Source organism: Radicibacter daui, from assembly GCA_030657355.1.
Lineage (GTDB): Bacteria > Pseudomonadota > Alphaproteobacteria > Radicibacterales > Radicibacteraceae > Radicibacter > Radicibacter daui.
The window spans coordinates 317,536-340,973 of record CP131057.1 but is presented as its reverse complement, the minus strand read 5'-3'; the positions used below and the strand labels follow the sequence as shown (position 1 = coordinate 340,973).

Sequence of the window (23,438 nt, the reverse complement as noted above, 5' to 3'; positions counted from 1 at the left end):
CCGGCCCGCGTAACAGGGTGTGCAGCGCAACATCCCGATCACAGATTGACCACAACCCCGGCCACTGGGCGGTTGTTAAGGTTGCTCCACGTTAGAAGTCACCCTCGAAAATCCTGCGCCGGCTCCTCAAAACAGGCCGGCGGGCGGGGTTCGTGACAAGACCCAAGCTTGGGAGTGGACTGCAACATGACAACGCAAGCCCTCGTCGGCAGCATGCCGCAGCACACGACGATGTCGTCATCGGCCGCTATCGGCCGTGGTTACGCCACCGGTGGCTATGACTGGCATCGCCTGCATGCCGCCGCCATCGACCAGCGCGTGGACAGCCCGCGGCGCCCCGGCATCCGGCGCGACCCGGCCACGCAGGCCAGCAAGCGCCTGTTCGATATCCTGGCCGCTTCGCTGCTCCTGCTGCTGCTCTCCCCGCTCTTCATCGTCATCGCCGTGCTGGCCCGGGCCGATGGCGGCCCGGTGCTGTTCGGCCATCGCCGCATCGGCGCCTGCGGCCGCACCTTCCCGTGCTGGAAATTCCGCACCATGGTGCCCGATGCGGGCGCCGTGCTGGCCGAGCTGCTGGCCCGCGATCCGGCAGCCCGCGCGGAATGGGAGCGTGACTTCAAGCTGCGCAACGACCCCCGCATCACGCGGGTCGGCAAGTTCCTGCGCTCCACCAGCCTTGATGAGCTGCCGCAGATCTTCAACGTGCTGTCGGGCGACATGAGCCTTGTCGGCCCCCGCCCCATCGTGACCGACGAAGTGCGGCGCTATGGCGCGGCCTTTCATGACTATGTCCGCTGCCGCCCCGGCATCACCGGCATCTGGCAGATCAGCGGGCGTAACGACACCGGTTATGGCGAGCGTGTGCAGATGGACCGGCACTATGCCCGCAACTGGGGCTTCATCAGCGACGTTCTGATCCTGGTGCGCACTCCGGCCGCAGTCTTGCGGCGCAGCGGCGCTTACTGATCGAACGGAGTGGTGCTTCCAGCATGATCCATCGTCGCCGTTTTCCTTTCATAAAATCCGGCCGCCCGGCAGCAGCGCTTCTTCTGATAGCGCTGCTGACCGGTTGCGCGCAGACCGTGGCGAGCAACCTGCCGCCCGCCCCGCTGACGCCGATGCCGGTTGCCGCCGGCCCGTCGAAGCTTGCCCCTTACCGGCTGCAGGTAGGTGACCTGCTTTATGTCCGCCTCTACCTCAATCCGGAGCTGAACGAGGATGTGGTGGTGCGTCCCGACGGGATGATCTCCACAGCCATTGCCGAGGATGTGCCGGCCTATAGCCGCACCCCGGCTCAGGTCGCCACGGATTTGCGCAAGCGCTACAGATCGGTGCTCAGCGACCCGCAGATCGGTGTCGTCGTCCATTCCTTCGCGCCCAACCGCGTCTATGTAGGCGGTGAGGTGAATGATCCGGGCGAGTTCGTGACCGTCGGGCCCAACCTCACCATCAGCCAGGCGCTTGCCCGGGCTGGCGGCGTGAAGCTCAGTGCGGACCGGACCAAGGTCTTCGTGCTGCGTCGCGGCAAGGATGACAAGCCCGAAGCGCTGGCTGTCGACTACATGGGCATCATCACCGGCCGGCATCCCGAGGCCGATGTGCGCCTTGCGCAATATGACACCGTCTATGTGCCGCGCACCGGCGTCTATGAGGCCTACGCCTGGTGGAACCAGCATGTGCAGCAGTTCCTGCCGTACAACGCCGGCGTCACCTACCAGCTCAACCCGAACAACTGATCCGGACGAGTTCGCTCTCCCGAGCCTTCGGAGGACAGCAAATGCATATGGCCGCAATACCCTATGGAGTGCCGGTCGCCATTTTCAAACGATGGCGCCTGTTCATGACCATCTTCCTGGCCGTCGTGCTCTCCGGCGTCGCCTATCTGGCGATTGCAACCAAGAAGTATGAATCGACGGCAGAGCTGGTGATCACGTTCGGCAACTGGTCGACGCCCGAGGTCGAGCGGGCGCCGGCCACGGAGCTGACGCCCTCTGACCGGCGCGAGATCGTGCTCGCCAATGCGGCAATCCTGCACAGTCATGACCTGGCGCAAGCAACCATCAGTTCTTTCGGCATCGAGCGGGTCTATCCCGACATCGCCGAAAACCCGCCATCCAGGGGCACGCCCATGGATGCGGCGGTAACCCGCTTCCTCGACAGCTTGCAGGCGGTTGCCGGCGCACAGGACAACATTATCACCCTGTCGCTCCAGCATCCCGACCGGGACCTGGCACCGCAGCTGGTGCGCAAGCTGATCGACCTCTATGTTGCCCGGCAGACTCAGATCTATCACAACCCGCATGAGGGCTTCCTCGCCAGCGAGGTCAAGCAGGCCGAAACGCGCCTGACCAACGCCCAGAACGCCCTCGAGCAGTTCAAGGACCGCTGGGGCATCACCAATTACGACCAGGAAGAAGAGGATCTGCTGACCCAGCGCGGCGATCTGGATACCAGCCTGCATGTCGCCCGCGCCAATCTGGCCCAGGCGCAGCAGAAGCAGAAGCAACTGGAGCAACTGCTGCAGACCGTACCGCAGAAGGTGCCGGAGACGGCCAATGGCGAGAAGTACCGCGCGCTCGATGAGGCCCGCACCCGCCTTGCCGAACTGCAGACCAAACAAAGCCAGATGCTGACGACCTATCGCCCCGGCGGCCCGGCGACCGCCGCCCTCCGGGCCGGCATCGCCGCTGCCCAGAAGGAGGTTGCCGCCCGCGAGGCGGAGCTGGAAGGGCGTTCAGCGAATGCGCCCAATACCGTCTACCAGACCGTGGAGACCGATTACCTGCGGGCCGCTGCCGATGCCAAAAGCAGCGCCGAGCCGGTGCAGGTGCTGGAAGGGCAGATGGCGACGCTCGACAAGCGCCTTGCCGAGCTGCGCAGCAATCGCAGCACCTTCAACGGGCTGACGCGCGAATACCAGATGGCGGAGGACGCCTACAAGACGCTGTCCGTGCAGCACACCGACGCCCTGGTCAAAGGCAATCTCAATAACGAGCGCATCTCGCCGGCCACGGTGCTGAGCGAGCCGACCCATCCCTACCGTCCGGTGCGTCCGCGCACGCTGATCACGCTGGCGGTCTGCCTGATGGGCGGCTTCATCCTCGCCACCATCGCCGTTCTGATGCGCGAAGCCCGGGATGATCGCTTCACCACCGCCGAGCAGGTTGTCTACCTGCTCGACCTGCCGGTGCTCGCCAGTTTCGAACGCCAACCCCATCGCCCGCCCCTGCAACTGCTTGCTTATGGAGACGGAGAATGACGACGATCGACATCACCTCACGGCCGCTGCCTCCTGTCCGCCCGGCCCGGCATGAGCCCAAGGCCCGTGAGATCAACCTGCCGGTACCGGAAGATCTGGCGACGGTCGATCTGATCGAGCTCTATCTGGAGATCGAGGCGTCTCTGGCCGACCAGGACGGCGTTGCCATACAGCTGCTGGCCGCCTCTGCCGGCAATGGCAGTACCGAAATCGCGCTGGACATGGCCTGCGCCGCCACCGCCATGCTCGGCAAGCGCATTCTCGTGCTCAACTGCACCCGGGACTCCTGGACCCCGCTGGCCCAGCCGTCCGAGCTGGTGAAGCTTTCCTGCCGCGACCTTTATATCGCCGATCTGCGCAGCCTGCCCGGCCGCAACCTGTCCGCCGCACGCGCGGAGGAAATCGGGGCCTGCCTCGCAGAGTTCCGCCGCCAGTTCGACATGGTGATCGTCGTGCCGCCGCCGGCGGACAGCGAGCCGCTGGGCGCCGTCCTTTCCGGACAGGTCGATGGCAACATCGTCGTCATCGAGGCTGAACTGACGCCTCGCTCCTCCGCCATCCGGCTGCGTGAGCTGCTGCGGCGCTGCCACAGGCCCATCCTTGGCGCCGTGCTGCATGGCCGGCGCAACCATGTGCCGCACTGGATGGCCGGGCTGGTGTGAGGAGAGCCGCATGAGAAGGATGGACCCGCAGCATGTGATGGTGGTCAACAACCTCTACCCGCCCCTGATGGCCGGAGGCGCCGAGCGTATCGTCGCCTGGCTGTGCGAGGGGCTGGTCGAGCGTGGCCACCGGGTAACGGTGGTTTCCACCTGCGGCCCTGAGATGGAGCCTTATCCGGTCGAGATGCGCAACGGGGTGGAGGTCATCCGTTTCTTCCCGCCCAATGTCTACTGGTCGTTCGAGCGCTCGCTGAACCCCGGGCCGCGTAAATGGCTTTGGCATGCGCGCGACGCCTGGAACACGGCCGCCGGGGAGCGCCTGCGCGGCATCCTCGACCGCAGCCGGCCGACGGTGCTGCACAGCCATCTGATCGACGGTTTTTCCGCCGCCATCTGGGCGCAGGCCCGGGCGGAAGGCGTACCGGTACTGCACACCGCCCATGATTATCATCTGCTCTGCCCGCGCGCCTTCATGCTGACCGGAGACTGGAAGCTGTGCACAAGGCCCCGGGCGCACTGCAAGCTTTACCGGCACTGGCACATCCGCACGACACGCTATGTCGACCTTTTCGCCAGCCCCTCCCGCTTCCTGCTGGACCTGCACCAGCGTGCCGGCCTTCGTGCGACGAGCCAGAGTGTCGTCCATAACGGCATCCCGCTTCCCGCCGATGCCGCGGACATAAGGCGCCAGCGTTCTCCCGACAGCCGTTCCCGTTTCCTGATGCTGACGCGGCTGACGGTGGAAAAAGGCGTCGAGACCGTGCTGGAGGCCATGGCCCGCCTGCCGGCGGACCTGCCGGTCGAACTTTCCATCGCCGGCAAGGGGCCGCTGGAAGAGCGCGTACGGGCGGCAGCGGCTGCCGATCCGCGCATCCGCTATCTCGGCTTCCTTGATGGCGAGGCCAAGACGGCCGCACTGGCAAGTGCCGGCCATATGCTGCTGCCCTCGCTCTGGTACGAAAACGCCCCTGTCGCCATCGTCGAGGCCGCTGCTTACGGCCTTGGCATGGTTGCCAGCGATATCGGCGGCATTCCCGAATTCATTGAGCCCGGCCGCACCGGGTTCCTGTTCCCGCCCGGTGACGCCGGGGCACTGGCCGCGATCATGATGCGCCTTGCCAATGACCCGGATGCCCTGCCGGCCCTCCAGGAGGCGTCGGCAGCGCTTGCCGGGCGCTTCTCCGTGGAGCGCATGATCGATGATTACGAGGCCCAGTATACCTTGCTCGCCAGCCCCCGGACGGTCGCAGCGGCATAGGCCTATCTGCCACCCCTTCCTCTTCTTGCTGCTTGCCGTCCTGCTGGCGTTGCCGCTGGCAGGGCCGGCGGCGGCAGGCAGCTATCCGGCTAACGCCGGCGCCCTCAACGTTCGTGATTACGGCGCCCGGGGCAATGGTCGCAACGATGACACGGCGGCCTTTCTGGCGGCACTCGCCGCCAGCGGCGGCGATACCGGCGCCAGTTTCTGGCATGACCGGGTCGTCTTCGTGCCCGATGGCACCTACCTGATCTCCGCCCCGCTGCTGAAACGCTATGCGAACGGCAAGTTCGCCTCCGGTTTTATCCTGCTGGGAGAGTCCGAAGCCGGCACGATCCTGAAGCTCGCCGACGCCACGCCGGGATATGGCGATCCGCAGCACCCCATGGCCGTGATCTTCACGACCTCCAAGCTGCTGAGCGGTTCACCGACCGATGGCAACAAGGACTATACCGGGCGCGGCGAGGGCAACGATGCCTATATGAACTTCGTCGAGGACATAACCATCGATGTCGGCAGCGGCAATCCCGGCGCCATTGCCATCGATTTTCTCGGCAACAACAGTGACGCCATCCGCAACGTCACGCTCACCGCCGGGACAGGCAGCGGGCTTGTCGGCCTTTCCATGACCCGTAAATGGCCCGGCCCCACCCTGGTGCAGAACCTGACCGTCAACGGTTTTGCCACCGGCATCGCGACCGCCCAGACTGAATATGGGCTGACCTTCGAGCATATCCGCCTCAGCAGCCAGACCAGCGCCGCCATCGTTAATGACCAGAATGCACTTACCTTCCGCGATCTGCAGATCAGCGGGGCGAACGCCCGCATCCTCAATCGCGGCGACAAGGCATTCCTTGCCGTCGATGGTGGCAGCGCGCCGGGCGCTGGCATTGCCGATGTGCTCCAGAACGATGCCTACGCCGTTCTGCGCGATTTTGCTGTTAGCGGCACACGTCAGAACGTCATCCTGCAAGCTGATGCCCAGCCGCAACCTCTTGTCACGCCCTCATGGCACCTTGCCTTGCAGGAGCCCCCTGTCGCGCCCTCTCCCCCGACGGATCGATGGGTGAGCGTCGCGACCTATGGCGCTACCGGCAACCCGTCCGAAGATGCCACCACCGCGCTGCGCAGCGCCTTTGCCTCCGGCGCGGCCGTCATCTATCTGCCAAACGGGACCTATCCGGTGAGCGCCAATATCGACGTGCCGGCCAGCGTCGAGCGCATTGTGGGCATGAACTCGACCATCGTACCCTACAGCCCCCGGCCGTGGACCTTCTCGCGCGACAACGGCATCTTCCGGGCGGCGACCGCCGGAGCTCCACTGACCATCGAACGGCTCGCCTTCGACACCGCCGGCACCGGTCTTCAGGTCGGGGTTGAGCTGTCGGGTTCCCGCGACATTGTCCTGCGCGATGTCGTCTCCGCCGGGGTCACCATGCTGGACCGCCGGGCGACGGGCGGGCAGGCTTTTCTGGACAACATGTGCTGCGGCCTGCTGCGCATAACCGGGTCCCAGCCGGTTTTTGCCCGGCAGTTCGACAGTGAGGGCACCACCACCCGCATCATCAACCAGGGCAGCCCGCTGGTCATTCTCGGCCTCAAGACGGAAGGGGTGACGACCATCCTCGATAATCAGGCCGGGGCCCGGAGCGAGATTTTCGGCGGCCTGATTTATGTCGTGCGGGACGGTGCCGATGCGAGTGTGCCGGCTTTCAGGAACGTCGGCTCCTGGCTGTCGGCGACGCTGGTGGAAGAGTCACTGCGCTCGGGCAGCCGCTACCAGACCTATATCGGCCGCTCCCCGGACGATCCGCAGGGGTCGCTGCCGGTCACCGGGTTCCCCGCCCGGGGATATGGGCGCTTCGTTCCCGGGCTTCAGGACGCTCCGTCCCAGTAACCGGCGGTGCCGGCGCCCCTCAGGGGCGCTGGACGCCATAAGGGTCGACACCTGGCTGCTTGACCGGGTTGGGTGGTGCAAGCGGCCTTGCTGCCACACAGGCACCGCCCAGCCGCCGGGCATCGCCCGCGCAATCCGAGAAAGCCGGATAGACGCAGGACATGACGCCGCCCGCCTGGGCGAGACAATAATTGAAAGCCGAGACCGGGGCCTCGATTTCGGCGGGGTTGGCTTCGCAGCGCCCGCCCTGACGTGCGGCTTCGCGCTGGCAGGCTTGCGGGTCCGCATAAAGGCACTGATCCGGAAGACCGGTGACCCGGACACAGAACGGCGCGGCCTGTACCGCCGACGGCAGGACCGCCGGTGACAGCGCGGCCAGGGCGAGAGAGCCGATCAGCAAAATACCGGGCCTCATGGCGCCATCTCCTTCTGTTTGCGGCGCGCATCGATGGCCCGCACCATGATGAGGATCAGCACGAGGCAGCAAAGGGCCTGCGCCGCGCTATAACCGGCGATGCCCCACCAGGGTTCCAGCCCGAGGCGGGTGCCGGCCATGAAGACCGTCACCGTCAGCACCAGCCGCCCGATCTGCCAGCCAGCCGCCAGCCCCTGTTTTTCGAGGATCTGGAGGGTGTGGAAAACCGGCTGCACCACGGCCTGGGCCAGATAACCAATGCTGAGCGCACGCAGGTAGAAGATGCCCTCCTCCCACTGCTGGCCGAACACGGTGGCGAAGAGCAGCGAGCCGGCAATGTTGGCAACCAGCACCCAGGCAACGGCCATCATGAACTGGCGGGAGACGACCTGGCGGAAACGCCGCTTGAGAGCGGCGGGATCGCTGGCAACGATGCGTCCTGCCTCGCCGATATAGACCTGCAGGATGGAGGTGCCGACGATGTTGAGCGGCCGCGACACCACCCGCTCGACAAGGAAGATAAAGCCGGCGACATGCGGTGAATAGGCGACGGCGGCAAGCAGATAGAGCAGCTGGCTGCTGCCGGCCGCATCGATCAGCGCCGCCCAGCTGCTGATGAGCGGAAAACGCACATAACGCCGCGCCAGCACGATCATGCGGCGCCAGGAAAGCGCCTCCAGCAAGCTTCGCAGCCGGGTGATGACGCAGCCGAAAAGGCCGAAAGTTCCGGCGGACTGGCCGAGAATATTGCCGATCAGCAGGCCGGGCGTACCGGCACCCAGCAGGGCAAGGCCGATCTGCCCGATCGGCCCTACCACGCCCTGGGCAAGGCGTGTTTTGGCGATCGCCGGAAAAGCGCTGGCGCGGGTCGCCAGCTGCAGCGCGATGTAATAACCGCCAAGGCAGAAATAACCGAGCACGAGCAGGCCGCGATAGATCAGGAGCTCACTGCTTTCCGGCGGCGTGGTCCACAATGCCTGCACGACGGGTGTGGGCACCAGAAAGGCGACGAGCCCGATGGCCGCGGTGGTCACCAGCAACACCCCACCGCAAACACCCACCAGATTGAGTGCATCACGATCCGTACGCGCCAGCGGCAGCGCCAGTTCGTAACGCAGCGAGGCGATGACGACGAGAATGGTCAGCAGCGCCGAATAGACGCTCAGGATGCCGAATTGCTGGGGCGTATAAAGCCGGGTCAGTAGCGGCGACAGCAGGATACTGACCATCTGGCCGCCGGCTGACCCGCTCAGCATGATGGAGACATTGCGCAGGAACGGCCGCGCTTCCAGAAGGCCCTTCAGCCGCCGCGTCTGCTCGCGCGGCGATACCAGTCGCCGCCATCGCCCAAGGGCCGGTTCAATCACGGACACATCTTCCCGCATCATCATCCCCGTCGGGTCATCTCCTGTTGGTGTAACGACGCCATAACACCCTGGAGATCATCGCGAACCGTGAAATTCGGCGGGTCACAGCATGATCACAACATGGTCCACGCCCTCTGCCCTAAAGATTTCGATGAGAAATCAGCCCTTAATTCATCCGCACGATTACTGGCTTATGGGCACATCCGATTTTCCGGCATTTGCCGCAGGAGCCACTGCGGCTTTTGTCGGTTGAGCAAAGGCTACTGGCCGCGATTGCCTGGCAGGCAGCCGGGATACTCCCGGACCGATCCGGTTTCCATGATGCGCCCTTTGCCGGTGCGCCAGCCGTTCCACCCCGGCATGAGCCGTGCGAGGAGGTTTTGATGAGCCACGAAAAAGGCTTTGCCGATAACAACTTCACCCCTCTTCGTCTGGGACTTGCCCTGCTGGTGGTCCTCGGCCACTTCAAGGCGTTCGTCGGCATAGAATCTCCGCCCTGGCCCTATAATTATGCGGCGCTGGCGGTTGAATGTTTCTTCGTTGTCAGCGGCTATCTGGTCACCAACAGTTTCGACCGCGATCCCGACCTGCTGCGCTTCTTCATCAAGCGCCTGTTCCGCATCTACCCGCTCTACATTGCCGTCGTCATCGTCCAGACCATTACCCTGGGCGCGATGGCCCCCGGCGGCATCCCGGGCAATATCGGCTCGATGGGCACCTATCTGCTGGCCAACGCCGTCTTCGCCAACTTCCTGCAGCACGATATCGGCAGCGGGGTGCTGACGGCACTGGTTGACCCCAGCCTCAACGCCGCCTTGTGGACGCTGAAGATCGAATTTGCTTTCTATCTGATCGTCCCGCTGATCTGGCGCCTCACCGAACGCTGGGGATGGCCGGTGCTGGCCGCCATCTTCGCACTGTCGATCCTCTACCGGCAGGTCATGGACGGGATGGGCTATCTTACCCTCGGCAAGCAGCTTCCCGGCCAGTTGCAGTTCTTCGTGCTTGGCATTGCCGCCTATCGCTGGCGCCATTTCCTGCGGTTTGAAAACCGGCTTGTCGGCCTTGTGCTCAGCATCGGCCTGCTGGCCGTAATCACGGCCCTCCTGCACTCCCGCCCGCCGGTTCTCTATCCGGTTCTCGTGGCCGCGCTTGTCGTGACGCTGGCGCTGAAGACGCCCCGGCTGCGCATGACGACCGACATCTCCTATGGCGTCTATCTGCTGCATTCGCCCACTATCCAGCTTTCCCTGCTGCTCGGCCTCTATCGGCCGGACCTGATCGGGCTCGGAGCGATTATCGCGCTGGTGGTCGCCATGGCCTTCGTTGTCGAACGCACCGTGGAGGCGCCGGGCATCGCTCTCGGCCGCGACCTCATCCGCCGTCTTCGGCCGAGACGACATGCGGCCAGCCCGTTGCCAGCGGCAAAGCCAGCCACCACCCGGCCCTTTACCGTGGTCATGCTCAATGATTTTTGCCACGTGCAGGGCGGCGCCAGCAAAGTCGCCATCGACGAGGCGGTCCGGCTGGCGCATTCCGGCGTCGAGGTCATTTTTGTCGGCGCCGTGGGGCCGGTGTGCGAGGAGCTGCGCACCGCGCCCCTCACCGTCCATTGCCTCGATCAGCATCAGCTGCTCGATGTCGGCCGCCACCCCGGTGCAGCGTTGCAGGGACTGTGGAACTTCAAGGCAGCACGGCGTGTGGCGGAGATCCTGCGCCCCTTGCCGGCGGACAATGTCATCGTGCATCTGCACGGCTACACCAAGGCCCTGACGACCAGCCCGGTCCTCGCGGCTCGGCGGCTCGGCATGCCGGTGATCTGCACCCTGCATGACTTTTATGCCGCCTGCCCCAACGGCGCTTTCTTCAACTACCGCAAGGCCGAACCTTGCGCCCTGCGCCCGCTTTCAGTGGGCTGCATTGCCACCCGCTGCGACAAGCGGGCTCATGTCCACAAGCTGTTCCGGGTCACCCGCGGCCTCATCCAGCTCATGGCCGGCCGCTTCCCCGCCTCCGTCGAGCACTATATCGCCCTTTCGGAACGGTCCGCGACCATCCTCTCCCCGTTCCTGCCGCGGCGTGCCCGCCTGCATCGGCTGCCAAACCCCATCGACATGCCGCGTGTTGCGCCGGCACCGGTGGCAAGCAACCGCACCATCCTCTGCCTCGGCCGGCTGGACGAGGAAAAGGGTGTGAGGCTGCTGGCTCAGGTGGCCGAACGTATGGGCCTTGGCGTTACCTTCGTGGGCGACGGCCCCCTGCGCGCCGAGATCGAACAGATCCCGGGCATGACGGTCACCGGCTGGGTCGGCATGTCGGAAATTCGCGCCCAGTTGAGCCGCGCCCGCTGCCTGGTTTTCCCCAGCCTCTGGTACGAGGCTTTCGGGCTGACGGTCAGCGAGGCGGCGGCCTGCGGCGTGCCTGCCATCGTCAGCGACATCTCCGCCGCTGCCGAGCGCATTGAGGAAGGTATTACCGGTTGGCGCTTCCGAAGCGGTGACGCCGACGATCTGGCACGCTGCCTGGCAATGATCGAGGATGATGTCCTGATTGCTGCCGCCGGCGACGCCGCGTACCAGGCCTTCTGGTCCGACAGCCGCAGCGGTGAGCGGCATGTAGCCGACCTCATGCGCATCTATCAGGCCGCCATCCGGCCCGACCGGATTGATCCGGGCAGTGCGGCGATACCGGTGAACGCCTGACGGCAGCCTTATCGGCCAGGCCTCGGTACAAAAAAACCCCCGCTCCATATGGAGCGGGGGTTTTTTCTGGAGAAATCCGGCGTCAGAAGGAAGCAGCCGCCGCGAACGGCGCCGCAGCCAGGTGCCGGAACTGACCCTTCCAGCGCTCGATCGCTTCCACCGGCAAGGTAAGGTTCATCGGGCCCGGCTGCGTGATCCAACGCTCGATAACCTCTGGCTCTGAGCGGGAAGCAACAGGCAGTGCAGTCGAAACGCTGATTTCGGTCGCACGGTTGTCGACGGGGATGATGAGTGCCCGGCGGCGATGCTGAAGCGCACGGATGCCGCCATGCAGCCTTGCCCCGACAAAATCCACATCCTCGCTCGCCAGCAGCCGGTCATAGGTCGCCACGTCGGGGGCAATCGGCACGTAGCCGGAAACCCCGATCTCGTCGAGATAAGGCAAATCTTCTTCCTGCTGCGGCCAGACATAGACCGTGCGGTAGTGGCGCTTCAGCATTTCAAAGACCTTGCGATCTTCTTCCGGCGCCGGACGGTAATAGGTCACGGCGAAGACGACATCCTGCGCCTTGCGCACCGGAATGCTCCGGCAATGCGCATCATCCAGCATCCACATGGTCGGACAGGCGGTGTAGAGAACGTTCGGCACATGGGGACGCAGATGCTCGAAGGTGTGCATGTCGCGCACGGAGTGCAGCCATTTCTTAGACAGCACCCGGCGGAAGAAGAGCCGCGTCGCGGCATCGGGGCCGGAGCGGCCATATTGCTGCCAGCCGACGCCGACAAGCACGACGTCACGCCAGTTGAAGTAATCAAGCGGCGTGATCCGCCAGTTACCGCGCACCAGCATGTGCGATTTCAGAATGTTGGTACCGCCCACAAAGGAAAGCGGTGCCTTGCGCCCCTCGCGCAGCTCCGCAAGGGTCGCGCGGCGGTGGGTCGGAGTGCGGATAAATTCTTCTTCCGGGAAAAGTGGGCGCACCGCCTCCCACACTGCATCCATGATGAAATGATCACCCAGATTATCGCTGTCGATAGCGGTATCGAACATGTTGATCGGCATGGCGTTCTCCAGGTTAAGGGTTCACTGCGCCGCAACGGGCATCAGGGAAAATTCCCGCAGGTCATGAGGTTGAACGATTTCGGCGGTGCAGCCGTTCAGGGCAGCGCTCCGGCGACTTTCCCCGAACCAGTAGACCATGTGGCTGATGCGGATCAGCGGCAGGTCATCTTCATGGTCGGTAAAGAAGGTGATGGGCCGGCCCTGCCAGCCACGTTCGGCAAGGAAAGCCAGCACGGCATCGCGCTTGTGCACCCCGACAGTGCTCGGCGTGCTGGCCGACCGGTCCCGGGGCGTCGCCAGAACATGGCGAAAGCCGAGAGCCTGCCCCAGCGCCTGCGCATAATCGCCAGCCGCGGCCGTTGCCAGGACGGCATCGACCCGGCCCTCGCTGACCGCCTTGAGCACACCCGTCAGTTCCGGCCGGACATAGGAGACGAGGTGCTGCGCAAAAGCGCGTTCGGCAACGCCACCATCACCTGCTACGGCCTGCTGCCAGAGCTGCTGCAGGCGCCATTTGAACGCTTCGTGGCCGATCAGCCTTGCCTTGCGGGCGGCAAGCACCCCACCGGCACGCAGGCTCACTCCGAGGCGCTGCACCAGCCCGAGATGTGCAAAACGTGCGCGCAGCAGATGCATCGCCCACAAGGGAAAGCTGTTGACGCTGAGCACCGTGCCATCGAGGTCGAAGACCAATACCCTATGCATCGAGCGACCACGGGAAACGGCAAAGCTGGCCGTGATAGAGAGCAAGATCGGGCGCGGCCATGGGATCGGACGTCGTGACGGTAATCACCGCCGAGCGGATGCGGGCCGAGGACGGCGCCCTGTCGAGCACCGCTTCCTTAACCCGGTAAAGCGTGGCGCCGGTGTCGACCGCATCATCGACGATCAGCAGCGACGGCGAAGGCCCGGCTTCGGAGAGACAGCGGTCAAGCTGCGCCAGCTCTTCCGCATCGAACCGGTACTCGCCGGACGGCGCCGGTCGGGGCCGGCTGGTGAGCATCGCATGTTCCCAGACGCGCAGCTTGTCGACGACAGGGCGCGGCAAGCTGCTGACCAGCGACTTCAGCATTCCGGCACCAGGCTTGTAGGAGCTCGTTGCCCGTCGGCAGGTTATCGACAGCACCGGTATCCGGCCCTGCTGGGAGCGGGCCATCGCCTCCGCCACATAAAGACCGCCGGTACGAATACCGATCAGGGCGTCAGGGGTACCCTCCTCCAGGGCGCGTTCCATGAGTGACGCGCAGGCCCCGTCAAAGCCGTCCCGGTCGAGGCTGAGCACCCCGGACGGCCGGGGTATCCGCAAGGTCTGGTTCATCGAAACTCTCCATTCTGGTAGGCGAAGGGGACGCCATGAGCCGGCCCGGAAACTGAACCGCGCGGGGCAGTCTCAAGCCACAAGGTCCCCAGGGCCGCTCCGAGGAAAAGGGAGGCGGACTGGTCTTCGATCAGAGACAGCACGATGCCGTAGCCGAAAGCGAAGGCGAGGATGGCGAGTGCAGCTTCTACCCGCGGCAGGTCTCCGGTCGCGGGGCGAAGCGCCAGCCGGACGATAAAAGCGAGGTAGAGAAGCGCGAACAGGCCAAAATAGGCGTAGAGCAGCAGGGCGATATTGTCGGTCGGATTGAACTGGTCCGGCGCATAGAGGCGCTGCGGACCGCCGATGCCGCCCAGACCGACGCCAAACCACATCATCTGGTGATGCTCGATCCAGGCCCAGGCGTCGGGCCAGGTGTAGACGATGCGCAGATAGAGGGATTCCATGCTGAACACCCCCCTGCCATGGTCGAGACTGAGCCCGTGGGTGAAGAGCGGCAGGCCGGCGGCCAGCACCAGAAAGGCCACGAAGCAGATACGCAGCCAGGCAAGGCGCAGGGCAGCCGGAAGGCACAGGATGGCGGCGATGGGCAAAAAGGCGATAAGCGAGCCTTTCTGCGTGCTGAGAAACACACCCGCCAGGGCCGGCAGGGCGATGGCCGCACGGGCCCAGACATTCTTCAAGCGGCACATCAGAACGATGCTGAGGCACGGCAGCACGGCAGCGACGGCAATGGAGCTACGGGTAAAACCGGCCACACGGCGCGCAAACGGATCGGAGATCTGCCAGTCCTTGGACACGTCGACGCTAAGATCGCCGACAACCGTCGCCATGCCCGTCCAGGGGAACGTCATGACGAACTTGTCGAGCAGCGCGCCGATCAGGATCAGCACCCAGAAAACCACAAAGGCTTTCAGCACCCACCCACGCGGCGCGATCAGCAGGCCGGCGGCAAAGAAGCCGAACAGCACATTCATGAGGATCTTGGCGCCATAGGCGGCCCCCATGAGGCTGCCCTGGGTTCCGACCAGCACCAGGCCGTGAAAGGTCATCAGAACGCCTGCCGCCAGAAAGGCCGGATGCAGTCTCGTTGTTGTCAGCTGAACCAGAGCGAGGACGACAAGCGGGCCGAACATCAACCCGTCGCGCAGCAGGATCAGGCTGTCCTTGCCCACGAGGTAAAGGCCGTAGCGAACCGGCGCTTCCAGCGTATAGATGCCGAGATAAAAGACGGCACTCAGCGCAAAAAACGCGGCGAAAGCAGGCATATCGATATTGCTGACGCCCGTTGCGACAACGGGTATCTGGTCTCGATCAGGGCCGCTGCCGGCAAATGAGATGGCTTCGCTCATGACACTATCACAACCACGCAGCCGGCGTTTTCGGTTGTGATCAATGTGTGGCCGTGAGGCATGGGCCGCGGCAGGGCGCGGGTTTGATCCATGTCACGCTGCCGCTCCTCCGGTTTCAGCTATCATCGGGCTGCATGTTTCCGGTGGCCTCAGGTGCCGGAGCGGACCTGGGGATGGCCCATGATCACACGGCAGACCGCCAACATCGCTTTCCTTGCTTTTTGTGCGGTAGCGCTGGTCACCGGTGCAGGAGCCTGGCTTAACGGCCAGCCGCATGCCGCGGATATGATCTGGCTTGCCGGCACGGCACCGGTTCTCGCCGCACTGGCCGTCAGCATCATCCGTGGATTTCTGCGTGCCGAGGCCGGTGTCGATGTCATCGCCCTGCTTTCAATGGCGGGAGCGCTGGCGCTGGGCGAAACGCTCGCCGGCTCGGTTATCGGATTGATGGTCACCGGCGGGCAGGTGCTGGAGAGTTGGGCCGAGGCACGCGCCGGACGCGAAATGTCGGCACTGCTTGCCCGGGCTCCCCACTCCGCAAATCTCTATCGGGATGGCCATCTGGAGCAGGTTGCCCTGAAGGAGGTATCGCCCGGAAACCGCCTGCTGGTCCGCACCGGTGAGGTTGTTCCGGTTGATGGTCATGTTGCCGGAGAGAGCGTCGTCCTCGATGAATCGATGCTGACAGGCGAGCCCCTGCCCGTCCGGCATATCGCCGGAGACGCCATTCGCAGCGGCAGCGTCAATGCCGCCAAACCCTTCGATATGGTGGCCAGCGCCACTGCCGCCGACAGTAGTTTTGCCGGCATCGTGCGCCTCGTGGAGGCGGCAAAGCGCTCCAAGGCGCCGGCCTCGCGCCTTGCAGACCGCTATGCCTTGCTGTTCGTTCCGCTGTCCCTCGCCCTTGCCGCTACAGCCTGGCTCATAAGCGGCTCCCCGCTGCGGGCACTTGCCGTGCTTGTGGTCGCCACGCCCTGCCCCCTGATCCTTGCCGTACCCGTCGCCATCGTCTCCGGCATCTCCAGCTGCGCCCGGCGCGGTGTGCTCGTCAAAGGCGGGGGCATACTGGAAAAACTGGCCGAGGCAAAAACGCTGTTCTTCGACAAAACCGGCACGCTGACCGGCGGTATGGCACGGCTTGTCGCGATCGAAACCGTGCCGGCCCACCCGGCCGCAGAGGTCCTTCGCCTTGCCGCTTCGCTGGACCAGGCTTCCCAGCACATTATTGCCGACGCGGTGGTTGCCGCCGCCAGGGCACGGAACATCGAGCTATCGCCGCCGCTCCGGGTCGAGGAAGTGCCGGGGCGCGGGTTGAGCGGCATGGTCGAAGGGCACGCCGTCGCTGTCGGCAGCCTTGCTCATGTTTCTGAATTCCTGACGACCGGCGACCAGCACCATTTCCGGCCGGGCAGGGCGGACCATGACGGACTGGCCACCGTCTATGTGGCCATCAATGGCACGCTTGCCGGGGTGTTGCTGCTGGCCGACGAGATCCGGCCCGAGACCCCCCGCGCCCTGCGACTGCTGCGCAAGGCGGGGATTGGGCGACTGATCATGGTTACCGGAGACCGGCGCGCCGCTGCGGAAAGTGTCGGAGCCCTGCTGGGCGTCGATGCTGTGCTGGCTGAACAAACACCGGCCGGCAAGCTCGCTGCCATCAAGGCGCCCGACATTACCGGACCGGTCATCATGGTCGGTGACGGCGTAAACGATGCGCCCGCCCTGGCAGCTGCGGATGTCGGCGTCGCCATGGGCGCGAGAGGAACCGCGGCGTCATCGGAGGCTGCCGGTATAGTGCTGCTTGTCGACCGGCTTGACCGGCTGGCCGAGGCGATCGCCATCGCCCGCCGCACACGCCGCATCGCGGTCCAAAGCGTCATGGCCGGCATGGGCCTCTCCTTCGCCGCCATGCTTGTGGCAGCGCTCGGTTACCTTCCGCCCCTTTTCGGAGCCATGCTGCAGGAAGCAATCGATGTCGTCGTCATCCTGAATGCCTTGCGGGCGATACAGGGTGTGCCGCTGCGCGGCGGACGGGCCGGCCTGACCACCGCCGACGTTGAGCGCCTGCGCCTGGAACATGCGGAGCTGGCACCGGTCGCTGATCAGGTACGATCCATGGCCGACCAGCTTTCAACGCACCCGGCACCGGACCTGCGGGACCAGCTTGCTGAGCTTGAGGAACTTCTACGCACCCGCCTGCTGGTCCATGAGCAGGGAGACGAGACCGCGCTCTATCCCAGGCTTGCCGACATGCTTGGCGGCGATGATGCGATGGCACCGTTGAGCGGCATGCATCGCGAAATCCACCGCCTTTGCCGGCAACTCGGCCAGATGGTGAGAGGCCTGCAGGTATGTGGCCCGGAAAGCCCGGACCTGACGAAAGAGGCCCAACGTATCCTTTATGGTCTTGATACGCTCCTGCGGGTTCACTTCGCCGAGGAAGAGGCGATCTACCACAATCTCGAAGAGACCGTCTGAAGACCGGGTGCCGGCATTGAGAACCCGGCGACACTGCCACTCTTCCATCTGTAACAAATCCCGCGTAAGGGTTGCCCACCATATGTTGTGATTGGGAACGGGAGACGCCGCGATGCGTATCGCGATGATCGGCACCGGTTATGTCGGTCTGGTTTCGGGCACCTGCTTTTCGGAGTTCGGCTGGAACGTCATCTGCGTCGACAAGGACGAGAGCAAGATTGCCGCGCTCAAGGACGGACGTATTCCGATCTATGAGCCGGGGCTCGACCAGCTGGTGGCCAAGAATGTTGCTGCCGGCCGCCTCAGCTTCACCACCAGCCTTTCCGAGGCTGTTGATGGTGCCGACGCCATCTTCATCGCCGTCGGCACGCCGAGCCGCCGCGGCGACGGCCATGCCGATCTCAGCTATGTCTATGCCGCTGCCGGCGAGATCGCTGACTCGCTGACCGGCTACAGCGTCATCGTCACCAAATCCACCGTGCCGGTCGGCACCGGCCGCGAGATCGAGCGCATCGTGCGCACCCGCCGCCCGGACGCCGATTTCGACGTTGCCTCCAACCCGGAATTCCTGCGCGAAGGCTCCGCCATCGAGGACTTCATGCGGCCGGACCGCATCGTCGTCGGCACCAATGGCGACCGCGCGGCTCAGGTTCTGAAGACGCTCTATCGCCCGCTTGCCCTGCGTGAAAAGCCGCTGATCCTGACTACGCTGGAGACGGCGGAAGTCATCAAATATGCCGGCAACGCCTTCCTCGCCACCAAGATCACCTTCATCAACGAGATCGCCGATCTGTGCGAGAAGGTAGGCGCGGACGTGCAGGATGTGGCGCGCGGCATCGGCCTTGATGGCCGTATCGGCGCCAAGTTCCTGCATCCCGGCCCGGGTTATGGCGGCTCGTGTTTCCCCAAGGATACCAAGGCGCTCGCCCGCACCGCCCATGACAGCGGCGCGCCAACCCGCATCGTCGAGACGGTCATTGCCGTCAATGACGCGCGCAAGCTCGCCATGACCGACCGCATTGTCGATGCCTGCGGCGGCGATGTGGAAGGCAAGACGGTCGCAATCCTTGGCGTCACCTTCAAGCCCAACACCGACGACATGCGCGACAGCCCCAGCCTCGACATCATTCCCGAGCTGCAGCGCCGAGGCGCCCGCGTGCGCGCCTATGATCCGGCCGGCATGCATGAGGCCGGCAAGCTCTTGACCAACATCGACTGGATGGATGGCACCTACGCCACGCTCGACGGGGCTGATGTCGTCGCCATCCTCACCGAGTGGAACGAGTTCCGCGCGCTCGACCTTGCCGAGGTCAAGCGCCTGCTCAAACGTCCGGTGATGGTCGATCTGCGTAACGTCTATGCGCTGGACGAGATGGCCGAAGCCGGCTTCGACTATTACAGCCTCGGCCGCCGCACGGTGCGTGCCGCCGGTTAGGCGAAACCGCCGGAATATCCAAAAACGCCTTCCCTCTGATATCCGGAGGGAAGGCGTTTTTGTTTATGGGCGGTACAGAATTCAGCTCGCCGAGAGCTTGCTGTCGGCCTTCAGGCGACCCCAGATCGAGATCGCAGCGCCGACCACACTGCCAGCTGCCGTCACCGTGTTCATCACATCGCCTTGCAGGGCACTATCCACCTGAAGCCCGCTGGCACTCGCCGCCGCCGAGGCCAGCGTGATGAAGGCACCCAGCAAGGTGCGGGATTGCCACCAGGGTTTGCTGTCCGTCATCTCCGTCTCCTTTACGTGAAGGGCAATTCCCCGCAGGGAGGTCCTGCCGCAGCGCGGCAACCTCGAGAGCCTGACGCCGCAACCCCGGCAGATTTAGTGGGTAAAATTTCCTTCCCCGTCGGCCACAAATGCCGCCCTGATCTGCCGCACCCGGCGGAGGCTGAGGCCGCTCGCCCGGGCGATATCTCCCGTTGTCCAACCCTCCCCGGCCAGCCGCATCACCAGATCGCGGTTATGCCGGGCTCGCGCGGTTGGCAGCTCAAGCGTCTGGCCGCCACACGCCGCCGAAAGGCGCTCTGCCAGCTTCGGGCCGACAAGTGCGGCCAGCGTGCTGCCGGCCCGGAGACGCTTGGGAATATAGAGGCTTGTTCCCGCCAGCGCTCTACAAAGCGCTTCATAGGTTTCCGCCCCGATGAGGTCGCGAATTTCATGCTGGCGTGTGATCGTCATGGCGGCCTTTCCCTTTATGTGCTTTATTTCCTATATATTCTCTCGCATCTGCGATATCCAGTTCGTTCGCGAACATAACAGGTCATATTTTCTGAAACCATTGCTCGGAAAAGATAAAAGTCCTATAATTTTAACATCGCTGAGCTGCCCGGACGATCGGGAAGGAGGCAGCATATGGGACTGATCAGCCTTGTGGTCTGTGTCGGGCTTTCCTGCTCGCTGAGCGAGCTGCCCTTGCCGGAACCGGCTCCTCCCTGCGAACGCTCGGCGGCCCTTTATGGCGGGCTCAAGCTTGGCCAGCTGGCCCTGCCCGGCGAAGCCAGCTTCCTTTACCGCTGCGACCTGCCGGCGGAGAACGCCCGGCCGCCCACCATGGTGCTGGGTGACCCGGCTTCGCCGGCCAGCCGTTATATCCGGCAATTCCACGCGGCGATGCTGCGACACATTACGGTAATCGCAGAATAATCGGGCAGAGACGCACAAGCGGATTGAGCGCTGGCATGATCTAAATCATGGCGTAAAGTGCAACCGCGCCTAGTCTGGCGCGTCGGGCTTTCCGCCCCTTGCGTGCCAACTAACGATGTCCAGGCGTCGCCTTACCGGGAAAGACATTTGATGACTGCCTCGCCCGCTTCCGCCCGCAGCCCCTCCGCACCGGCCCGCCCGTCGGGCCTGTCCATCCGCAAGCTGGGCTCGGCAGTTGCCGCCATCCTGCTGCTGATCGCTCTCGGCGGCGCAACGGTCTCCGTCTTCGTGCTGAAGGCGCTCGCAAGTTTCAATAGCGACTGGGACGCGCTGGTGGCCTCCGGCACGGTCCCGGGCGCTGACAAGCTTAGCACCTCGGTCAAGGGTATGGAGCTTATGGTGACCGGCGGCAGCATCGCCACCATCGCCACGCTGCTGGTCGTCGGCCTGTTCTTCTTCTGGTTCACCAACCGCAAGGTGGTCGGCCCGATGGTTGAGCTCACCGGCCAGATGTCCGAACTGGCGCGCGGCGCCGTCGATATCTCCATCCCGTTCCTGGACAAGGGCGACGAAGTGGGCGCCATGGCGCGCGCGGTCGGTGTGCTTAAGGAAAACACGCTGGAAAAGCGCCGGCTCGAGCAGGCCCAGCGGGAAAACGAAACCCGTCAGGCCGAAGAGCGTCGCCGCACGCTGGGCGGCATGGCCGCCGAGTTTGAGCGCGAGTTCATGGCCGTGGTACAGGAGCTGGATGGCCGCTCCGGCACGCTCACCAGCCACGCCCAGTCGCTTTCCGCCGTCGCCAATGAAACCGGCCAGCGTTCTGCCACAGTGTCCAGCGCCGCCGAGACCGCCTCGGCCAATGTGAGCCAGGTGGCCGCTGCCGCCGAGGAACTGGCTGCCGCGATTACCGAGATCAACCGCCAGCTCAACACCCGCAACGATGTGGAGCGTGAGGGCGTGGATACGGTGCGCTCCACCAACACCACGCTCAACGGCCTTGCGGAATCCGCCGCGCAGATTGGCAACACGGTCGGCCTCATCCGCGAGATTGCCGAGCAGACCAACCTTCTAGCGCTTAACGCCACTATTGAGGCTGCGCGCGCCGGCGAGGCCGGCAAGGGCTTTGCCGTGGTGGCGCAGGAGGTCAAAAACCTCGCCACCCAGACCGGCCATGCCACGCAGGAAATCAGCGATGTGGTGAGCCGCGTGCAGGCCACCACAGCCGAAGCCGTCTCGGCCATGGAACTCATCAACAATCTCTTCGCGCGTATGCATGAATCGGCCGAAGAAATCTCCCGCGCCGTCGAGCAGCAGAATGCCGCCACCCGCGACATCGCCCGCAGCGTGGAAGAAGCTGCGGGTGGCACGCGCAACGTGTCGGAAAACATTGCCGGTGTGAACGAGGCCGTGGCCCGTACCGGTCACAGTGCCGGCGAGGTTCTGGGCGCCGCCCGCGCCCTCTCCGACGATGCCGCCACCCTGCGCAGCAGGGCCCAGGGCTTTATCGAGCGCGTACGCAGCGGCACCTGAAGCTATGCGGTTTCAAGCCGGCCGGAGTTTCTTTCGAAAAAGCTCCGGCCGCGCCGGTTTCACCGCACTTTGTCCGTTTAACCGGAAACGCTTGGTAACGCCGCTTCGCAGGCGCTAACATCGCGGTCAAATCTCTGAGTTCGTCCCGGCGGCTGCCGGTTTTTAAGAGAAATCACTGCCCGATATGCCTGCCCGCCCGGCCAAGACGTCCGATACGTTTGCCCCCCGCAAACGCCTCAGCCAGACCGAGCTCGATGCGCTCTGTGTTTCGCATGAGCGCTTTGTGAACCGTACCGGCGGGCAGCGCATCATGCTGAGCGATGCGGATATTTCCGGCCTCAGCCTTGCCGGGCGCGATCTGCGCGGCGCCGAATTTGTGGGCTGCCGCTTCCGCGACACCCGCCTGTCGCGCAGCGACTGCACCGGCGCCCGGTTCGTATTGTGCGATTTCGAGCGGGCCAACCTTTCCTATGCTGTGCTCGCACGCACCGATCTGCGCGGTGCCAGTTTCGTGCGCGCCAGGCTGGTCGGTGCCGATCTCAGCGATGCCGACATGCGCCGCTCCGCCGGTTTCCTGCCCGGTGGCATCTCGCGTCACCGCGCCAGCAGCATCGGCGCGGCTGACCTTACCCATGCCAATCTCTCCCGTGTGAGCGCTGAGCGGCTGGAAGCGGAAGGCGCGATCCTGAACGGCGCCCTGCTCGTCGGCGCCCGGCTGACAAAGGCCCAATTGACTGGCTGCGACCTCTCCGGCGCCATCATGACCAATGCCGATCTCAGCGGCAGCGTGCTGACCGGCGCCCGCGTTTCAGGAACTGTCATGCTGGGCGTAGTGCTGACGGCGGCCACCATGGACGGCGTCAACCTGCGCACTGCCGTTACTGACGGGCCGCGAGGCCGGGCTGTTGACGAAATGCCGGGCGGTCTCGATGCCGCCCTTGCCGCTCATTCGGCCTGGCTCGGCAGCCGGGGCAGTCAGGGCGAGCAGCTCGACCTTTCCGGTTTCGACCTGCGCGGCCATGATTTCGGCGGCGCCTCGCTGGCGGCCGCACGCCTTTCCGGTTCGGTCCTGCTTGGTGCGAACCTCGCCGGCTGCGAACTCATCATGACGCAGCTCATCCACGCCGATCTGCGCTGTGCCATCATTGACCATGCCGTGATCAAGGGCGCCAATTTCAGCCGTGCCAGCCTGGGCGGCGCCTCGCTGAAGGCCGTCGACGCCACCCCGATGCAACTGGTGACAGGCAAGATCGTCACCACCAATTTCAGCTGGGCCATCGCCATTAACGCCAGTCTGCAGGATGGTAATTTCACCAGCCTGCAAGGCACCGGCCTCGATGCCGAAGCGGCCGACCTGCGCGGCGCCCGCTTCAATCACGCCCAGCTCGACGATGCCCATTTCAGCGGCGCCCGCATCATGGGAGCGAGCTTTGACGGCGCCAGCCTGGTGCGGACTGTCTTCGACGACAAGGATTGAGCCGCCGGCTCCTTCT

Annotated in this window: 20 protein-coding genes; 12 read left to right on the top strand and 8 right to left on the bottom strand. The window is 64.6% G+C overall.

Features of this window, described 5'->3' with window-relative positions:
* Positions 1–186 precede the first annotated feature (186 nt).
* The 6 genes from QTL98_RS21365 to QTL98_RS21340 all read left to right on the top strand — a co-directional run bounded on the left by QTL98_RS21365 (position 187) and on the right by QTL98_RS21340 (position 7,076).
* Positions 187–966 (top strand): sugar transferase, encoded by a 780-nt coding sequence (locus QTL98_RS21365; RefSeq protein WP_445682839.1) that lies wholly within the window; start codon positions 187–189, stop codon positions 964–966.
* A gap of 23 nt (positions 967–989) precedes the next feature.
* Complete coding sequence (locus tag QTL98_RS21360) at positions 990–1,736, top strand: polysaccharide biosynthesis/export family protein (RefSeq protein WP_445682838.1); 747 nt, start codon at positions 990–992, stop codon at positions 1,734–1,736.
* Positions 1,737–1,840: 104 nt separating this feature from the next.
* Positions 1,841–3,259 (top strand): GumC family protein, encoded by a 1,419-nt coding sequence (locus tag QTL98_RS21355; RefSeq protein WP_445682837.1) that lies wholly within the window; start codon positions 1,841–1,843, stop codon positions 3,257–3,259.
* Positions 3,256–3,921, top strand: coding sequence for a P-loop NTPase family protein (locus tag QTL98_RS21350; RefSeq protein WP_445682836.1), 666 nt, complete (start codon positions 3,256–3,258; stop codon positions 3,919–3,921). The genes QTL98_RS21355 and QTL98_RS21350 overlap by 4 nt, the downstream gene beginning before the upstream one ends.
* Before the next feature lie 10 nt (positions 3,922–3,931).
* Positions 3,932–5,179, top strand: coding sequence for a glycosyltransferase family 4 protein (locus QTL98_RS21345; RefSeq protein ID WP_445682835.1), 1,248 nt, complete (start codon positions 3,932–3,934; stop codon positions 5,177–5,179).
* A 25-nt stretch (positions 5,180–5,204) separates the two neighbouring features.
* Positions 5,205–7,076: a glycosyl hydrolase family 28-related protein gene (locus QTL98_RS21340; protein ID WP_445682834.1), complete on the top strand. Its 1,872-nt coding sequence runs from the start codon at positions 5,205–5,207 to the stop codon at positions 7,074–7,076.
* A gap of 19 nt (positions 7,077–7,095) precedes the next feature.
* Here QTL98_RS21340 and QTL98_RS21335 read toward each other — a convergent pair whose 3' ends face one another.
* Together QTL98_RS21335 and QTL98_RS21330 are read right to left on the bottom strand one after the other, a co-directional pair.
* Positions 7,096–7,491 carry a hypothetical protein gene (locus QTL98_RS21335; RefSeq protein WP_445682833.1) on the bottom strand — a complete coding sequence of 132 codons (396 nt, stop codon included), beginning with the start codon at positions 7,489–7,491 and terminating at the stop codon, positions 7,096–7,098.
* A complete protein-coding gene (locus QTL98_RS21330; protein ID WP_445682832.1) occupies positions 7,488–8,858 on the bottom strand; it encodes a lipopolysaccharide biosynthesis protein in 1,371 nt (456 codons plus the stop codon). Before QTL98_RS21330 ends, QTL98_RS21335 begins: the two co-directional genes overlap by 4 nt.
* A 383-nt stretch (positions 8,859–9,241) precedes the next feature.
* Here QTL98_RS21330 and QTL98_RS21325 point away from each other — a divergent pair, with 383 nt between their 5' ends.
* On the top strand, positions 9,242–11,560 hold the full coding sequence (locus QTL98_RS21325; protein WP_445682831.1) for an acyltransferase family protein: 2,319 nt from the start codon (positions 9,242–9,244) through the stop codon (positions 11,558–11,560).
* Between the two features lie 82 nt (positions 11,561–11,642).
* Here the strand turns inward: QTL98_RS21325 and QTL98_RS21320 are convergent, their stop codons facing one another.
* The 4 genes from QTL98_RS21320 to QTL98_RS21305 are packed head-to-tail and all read right to left on the bottom strand — an operon-like array spanning position 11,643 to position 15,293.
* On the bottom strand, positions 11,643–12,623 hold the full coding sequence (locus tag QTL98_RS21320; RefSeq protein ID WP_445682830.1) for a polysaccharide pyruvyl transferase family protein: 981 nt from the start codon (positions 12,621–12,623) through the stop codon (positions 11,643–11,645).
* Positions 12,624–12,644: 21 nt separating this feature from the next.
* Positions 12,645–13,373 carry an HAD family hydrolase gene (locus QTL98_RS21315; RefSeq protein WP_445682829.1) on the bottom strand — a complete coding sequence of 243 codons (729 nt, stop codon included), beginning with the start codon at positions 13,371–13,373 and terminating at the stop codon, positions 12,645–12,647.
* Positions 13,321–13,941, bottom strand: coding sequence for a phosphoribosyltransferase family protein (locus QTL98_RS21310; RefSeq protein WP_445682828.1), 621 nt, complete (start codon positions 13,939–13,941; stop codon positions 13,321–13,323). The genes QTL98_RS21315 and QTL98_RS21310 overlap by 53 nt, the downstream gene beginning before the upstream one ends.
* Positions 13,938–15,293: a hypothetical protein gene (locus QTL98_RS21305; protein WP_445682827.1), complete on the bottom strand. Its 1,356-nt coding sequence runs from the start codon at positions 15,291–15,293 to the stop codon at positions 13,938–13,940. Before QTL98_RS21305 ends, QTL98_RS21310 begins: the two co-directional genes overlap by 4 nt.
* A gap of 180 nt (positions 15,294–15,473) precedes the next feature.
* Here QTL98_RS21305 and QTL98_RS21300 point away from each other — a divergent pair, with 180 nt between their 5' ends.
* Together QTL98_RS21300 and QTL98_RS21295 are read left to right on the top strand one after the other, a co-directional pair.
* On the top strand, positions 15,474–17,771 hold the full coding sequence (locus tag QTL98_RS21300) for a heavy metal translocating P-type ATPase (RefSeq protein WP_445682826.1): 2,298 nt from the start codon (positions 15,474–15,476) through the stop codon (positions 17,769–17,771).
* A gap of 112 nt (positions 17,772–17,883) precedes the next feature.
* Positions 17,884–19,206, top strand: coding sequence for a UDP-glucose dehydrogenase family protein (locus QTL98_RS21295; protein WP_445682825.1), 1,323 nt, complete (start codon positions 17,884–17,886; stop codon positions 19,204–19,206).
* Positions 19,207–19,287: 81 nt separating this feature from the next.
* Here the strand turns inward: QTL98_RS21295 and QTL98_RS21290 are convergent, their stop codons facing one another.
* The gene (locus QTL98_RS21290; protein ID WP_445682824.1) at positions 19,288–19,500 is read right to left on the bottom strand and encodes a hypothetical protein; all 213 of its coding nucleotides are present in this window, start codon (positions 19,498–19,500) and stop codon (positions 19,288–19,290) included.
* A 93-nt stretch (positions 19,501–19,593) separates the two neighbouring features.
* Positions 19,594–19,950 (bottom strand): helix-turn-helix domain-containing protein, encoded by a 357-nt coding sequence (locus tag QTL98_RS21285; protein ID WP_445682823.1) that lies wholly within the window; start codon positions 19,948–19,950, stop codon positions 19,594–19,596.
* Between the two features lie 174 nt (positions 19,951–20,124).
* Here QTL98_RS21285 and QTL98_RS21280 point away from each other — a divergent pair, with 174 nt between their 5' ends.
* From QTL98_RS21280 to QTL98_RS21270, 3 genes are all read left to right on the top strand, one after another.
* Complete coding sequence (locus tag QTL98_RS21280) at positions 20,125–20,415, top strand: hypothetical protein (protein WP_445682822.1); 291 nt, start codon at positions 20,125–20,127, stop codon at positions 20,413–20,415.
* A 150-nt stretch (positions 20,416–20,565) separates the two neighbouring features.
* Positions 20,566–21,945 (top strand): methyl-accepting chemotaxis protein, encoded by a 1,380-nt coding sequence (locus QTL98_RS21275; protein ID WP_445682821.1) that lies wholly within the window; start codon positions 20,566–20,568, stop codon positions 21,943–21,945.
* 184 nt (positions 21,946–22,129) lie between these two features.
* Positions 22,130–23,422: a pentapeptide repeat-containing protein gene (locus tag QTL98_RS21270; RefSeq protein WP_445682820.1), complete on the top strand. Its 1,293-nt coding sequence runs from the start codon at positions 22,130–22,132 to the stop codon at positions 23,420–23,422.
* Positions 23,423–23,438 lie beyond the last annotated feature (16 nt).

Bases quoted from the DNA above. Each gene is read 5' to 3' on its own strand.
- QTL98_RS21345 (WP_445682835.1), top strand. From the start codon at position 3,932: ATGAGAAGGATGGACCCGCAGCATGTGATGGTGGTCAACAACCTCTAC.
- QTL98_RS21290 (WP_445682824.1), bottom strand. From the start codon at position 19,500: ATGACGGACAGCAAACCCTGGTGGCAATCCCGCACCTTGCTGGGTGCC.
- QTL98_RS21355 (WP_445682837.1), top strand. From the start codon at position 1,841: ATGACCATCTTCCTGGCCGTCGTGCTCTCCGGCGTCGCCTATCTGGCG.
- QTL98_RS21310 (WP_445682828.1), bottom strand. From the start codon at position 13,941: ATGAACCAGACCTTGCGGATACCCCGGCCGTCCGGGGTGCTCAGCCTC.
- QTL98_RS21320 (WP_445682830.1), bottom strand. From the start codon at position 12,623: ATGCCGATCAACATGTTCGATACCGCTATCGACAGCGATAATCTGGGT.
- QTL98_RS21295 (WP_445682825.1), top strand. From the start codon at position 17,884: ATGCGTATCGCGATGATCGGCACCGGTTATGTCGGTCTGGTTTCGGGC.
- QTL98_RS21325 (WP_445682831.1), top strand. From the start codon at position 9,242: ATGAGCCACGAAAAAGGCTTTGCCGATAACAACTTCACCCCTCTTCGT.
- QTL98_RS21305 (WP_445682827.1), bottom strand. From the start codon at position 15,293: ATGAGCGAAGCCATCTCATTTGCCGGCAGCGGCCCTGATCGAGACCAG.
- QTL98_RS21285 (WP_445682823.1), bottom strand. From the start codon at position 19,950: ATGACGATCACACGCCAGCATGAAATTCGCGACCTCATCGGGGCGGAA.
- QTL98_RS21280 (WP_445682822.1), top strand. From the start codon at position 20,125: ATGGGACTGATCAGCCTTGTGGTCTGTGTCGGGCTTTCCTGCTCGCTG.
- QTL98_RS21365 (WP_445682839.1), top strand. From the start codon at position 187: ATGACAACGCAAGCCCTCGTCGGCAGCATGCCGCAGCACACGACGATG.
- QTL98_RS21270 (WP_445682820.1), top strand. From the start codon at position 22,130: ATGCCTGCCCGCCCGGCCAAGACGTCCGATACGTTTGCCCCCCGCAAA.
- QTL98_RS21350 (WP_445682836.1), top strand. From the start codon at position 3,256: ATGACGACGATCGACATCACCTCACGGCCGCTGCCTCCTGTCCGCCCG.
- QTL98_RS21300 (WP_445682826.1), top strand. From the start codon at position 15,474: ATGATCACACGGCAGACCGCCAACATCGCTTTCCTTGCTTTTTGTGCG.
- QTL98_RS21360 (WP_445682838.1), top strand. From the start codon at position 990: ATGATCCATCGTCGCCGTTTTCCTTTCATAAAATCCGGCCGCCCGGCA.
- QTL98_RS21275 (WP_445682821.1), top strand. From the start codon at position 20,566: ATGACTGCCTCGCCCGCTTCCGCCCGCAGCCCCTCCGCACCGGCCCGC.
- QTL98_RS21335 (WP_445682833.1), bottom strand. From the start codon at position 7,491: ATGAGGCCCGGTATTTTGCTGATCGGCTCTCTCGCCCTGGCCGCGCTG.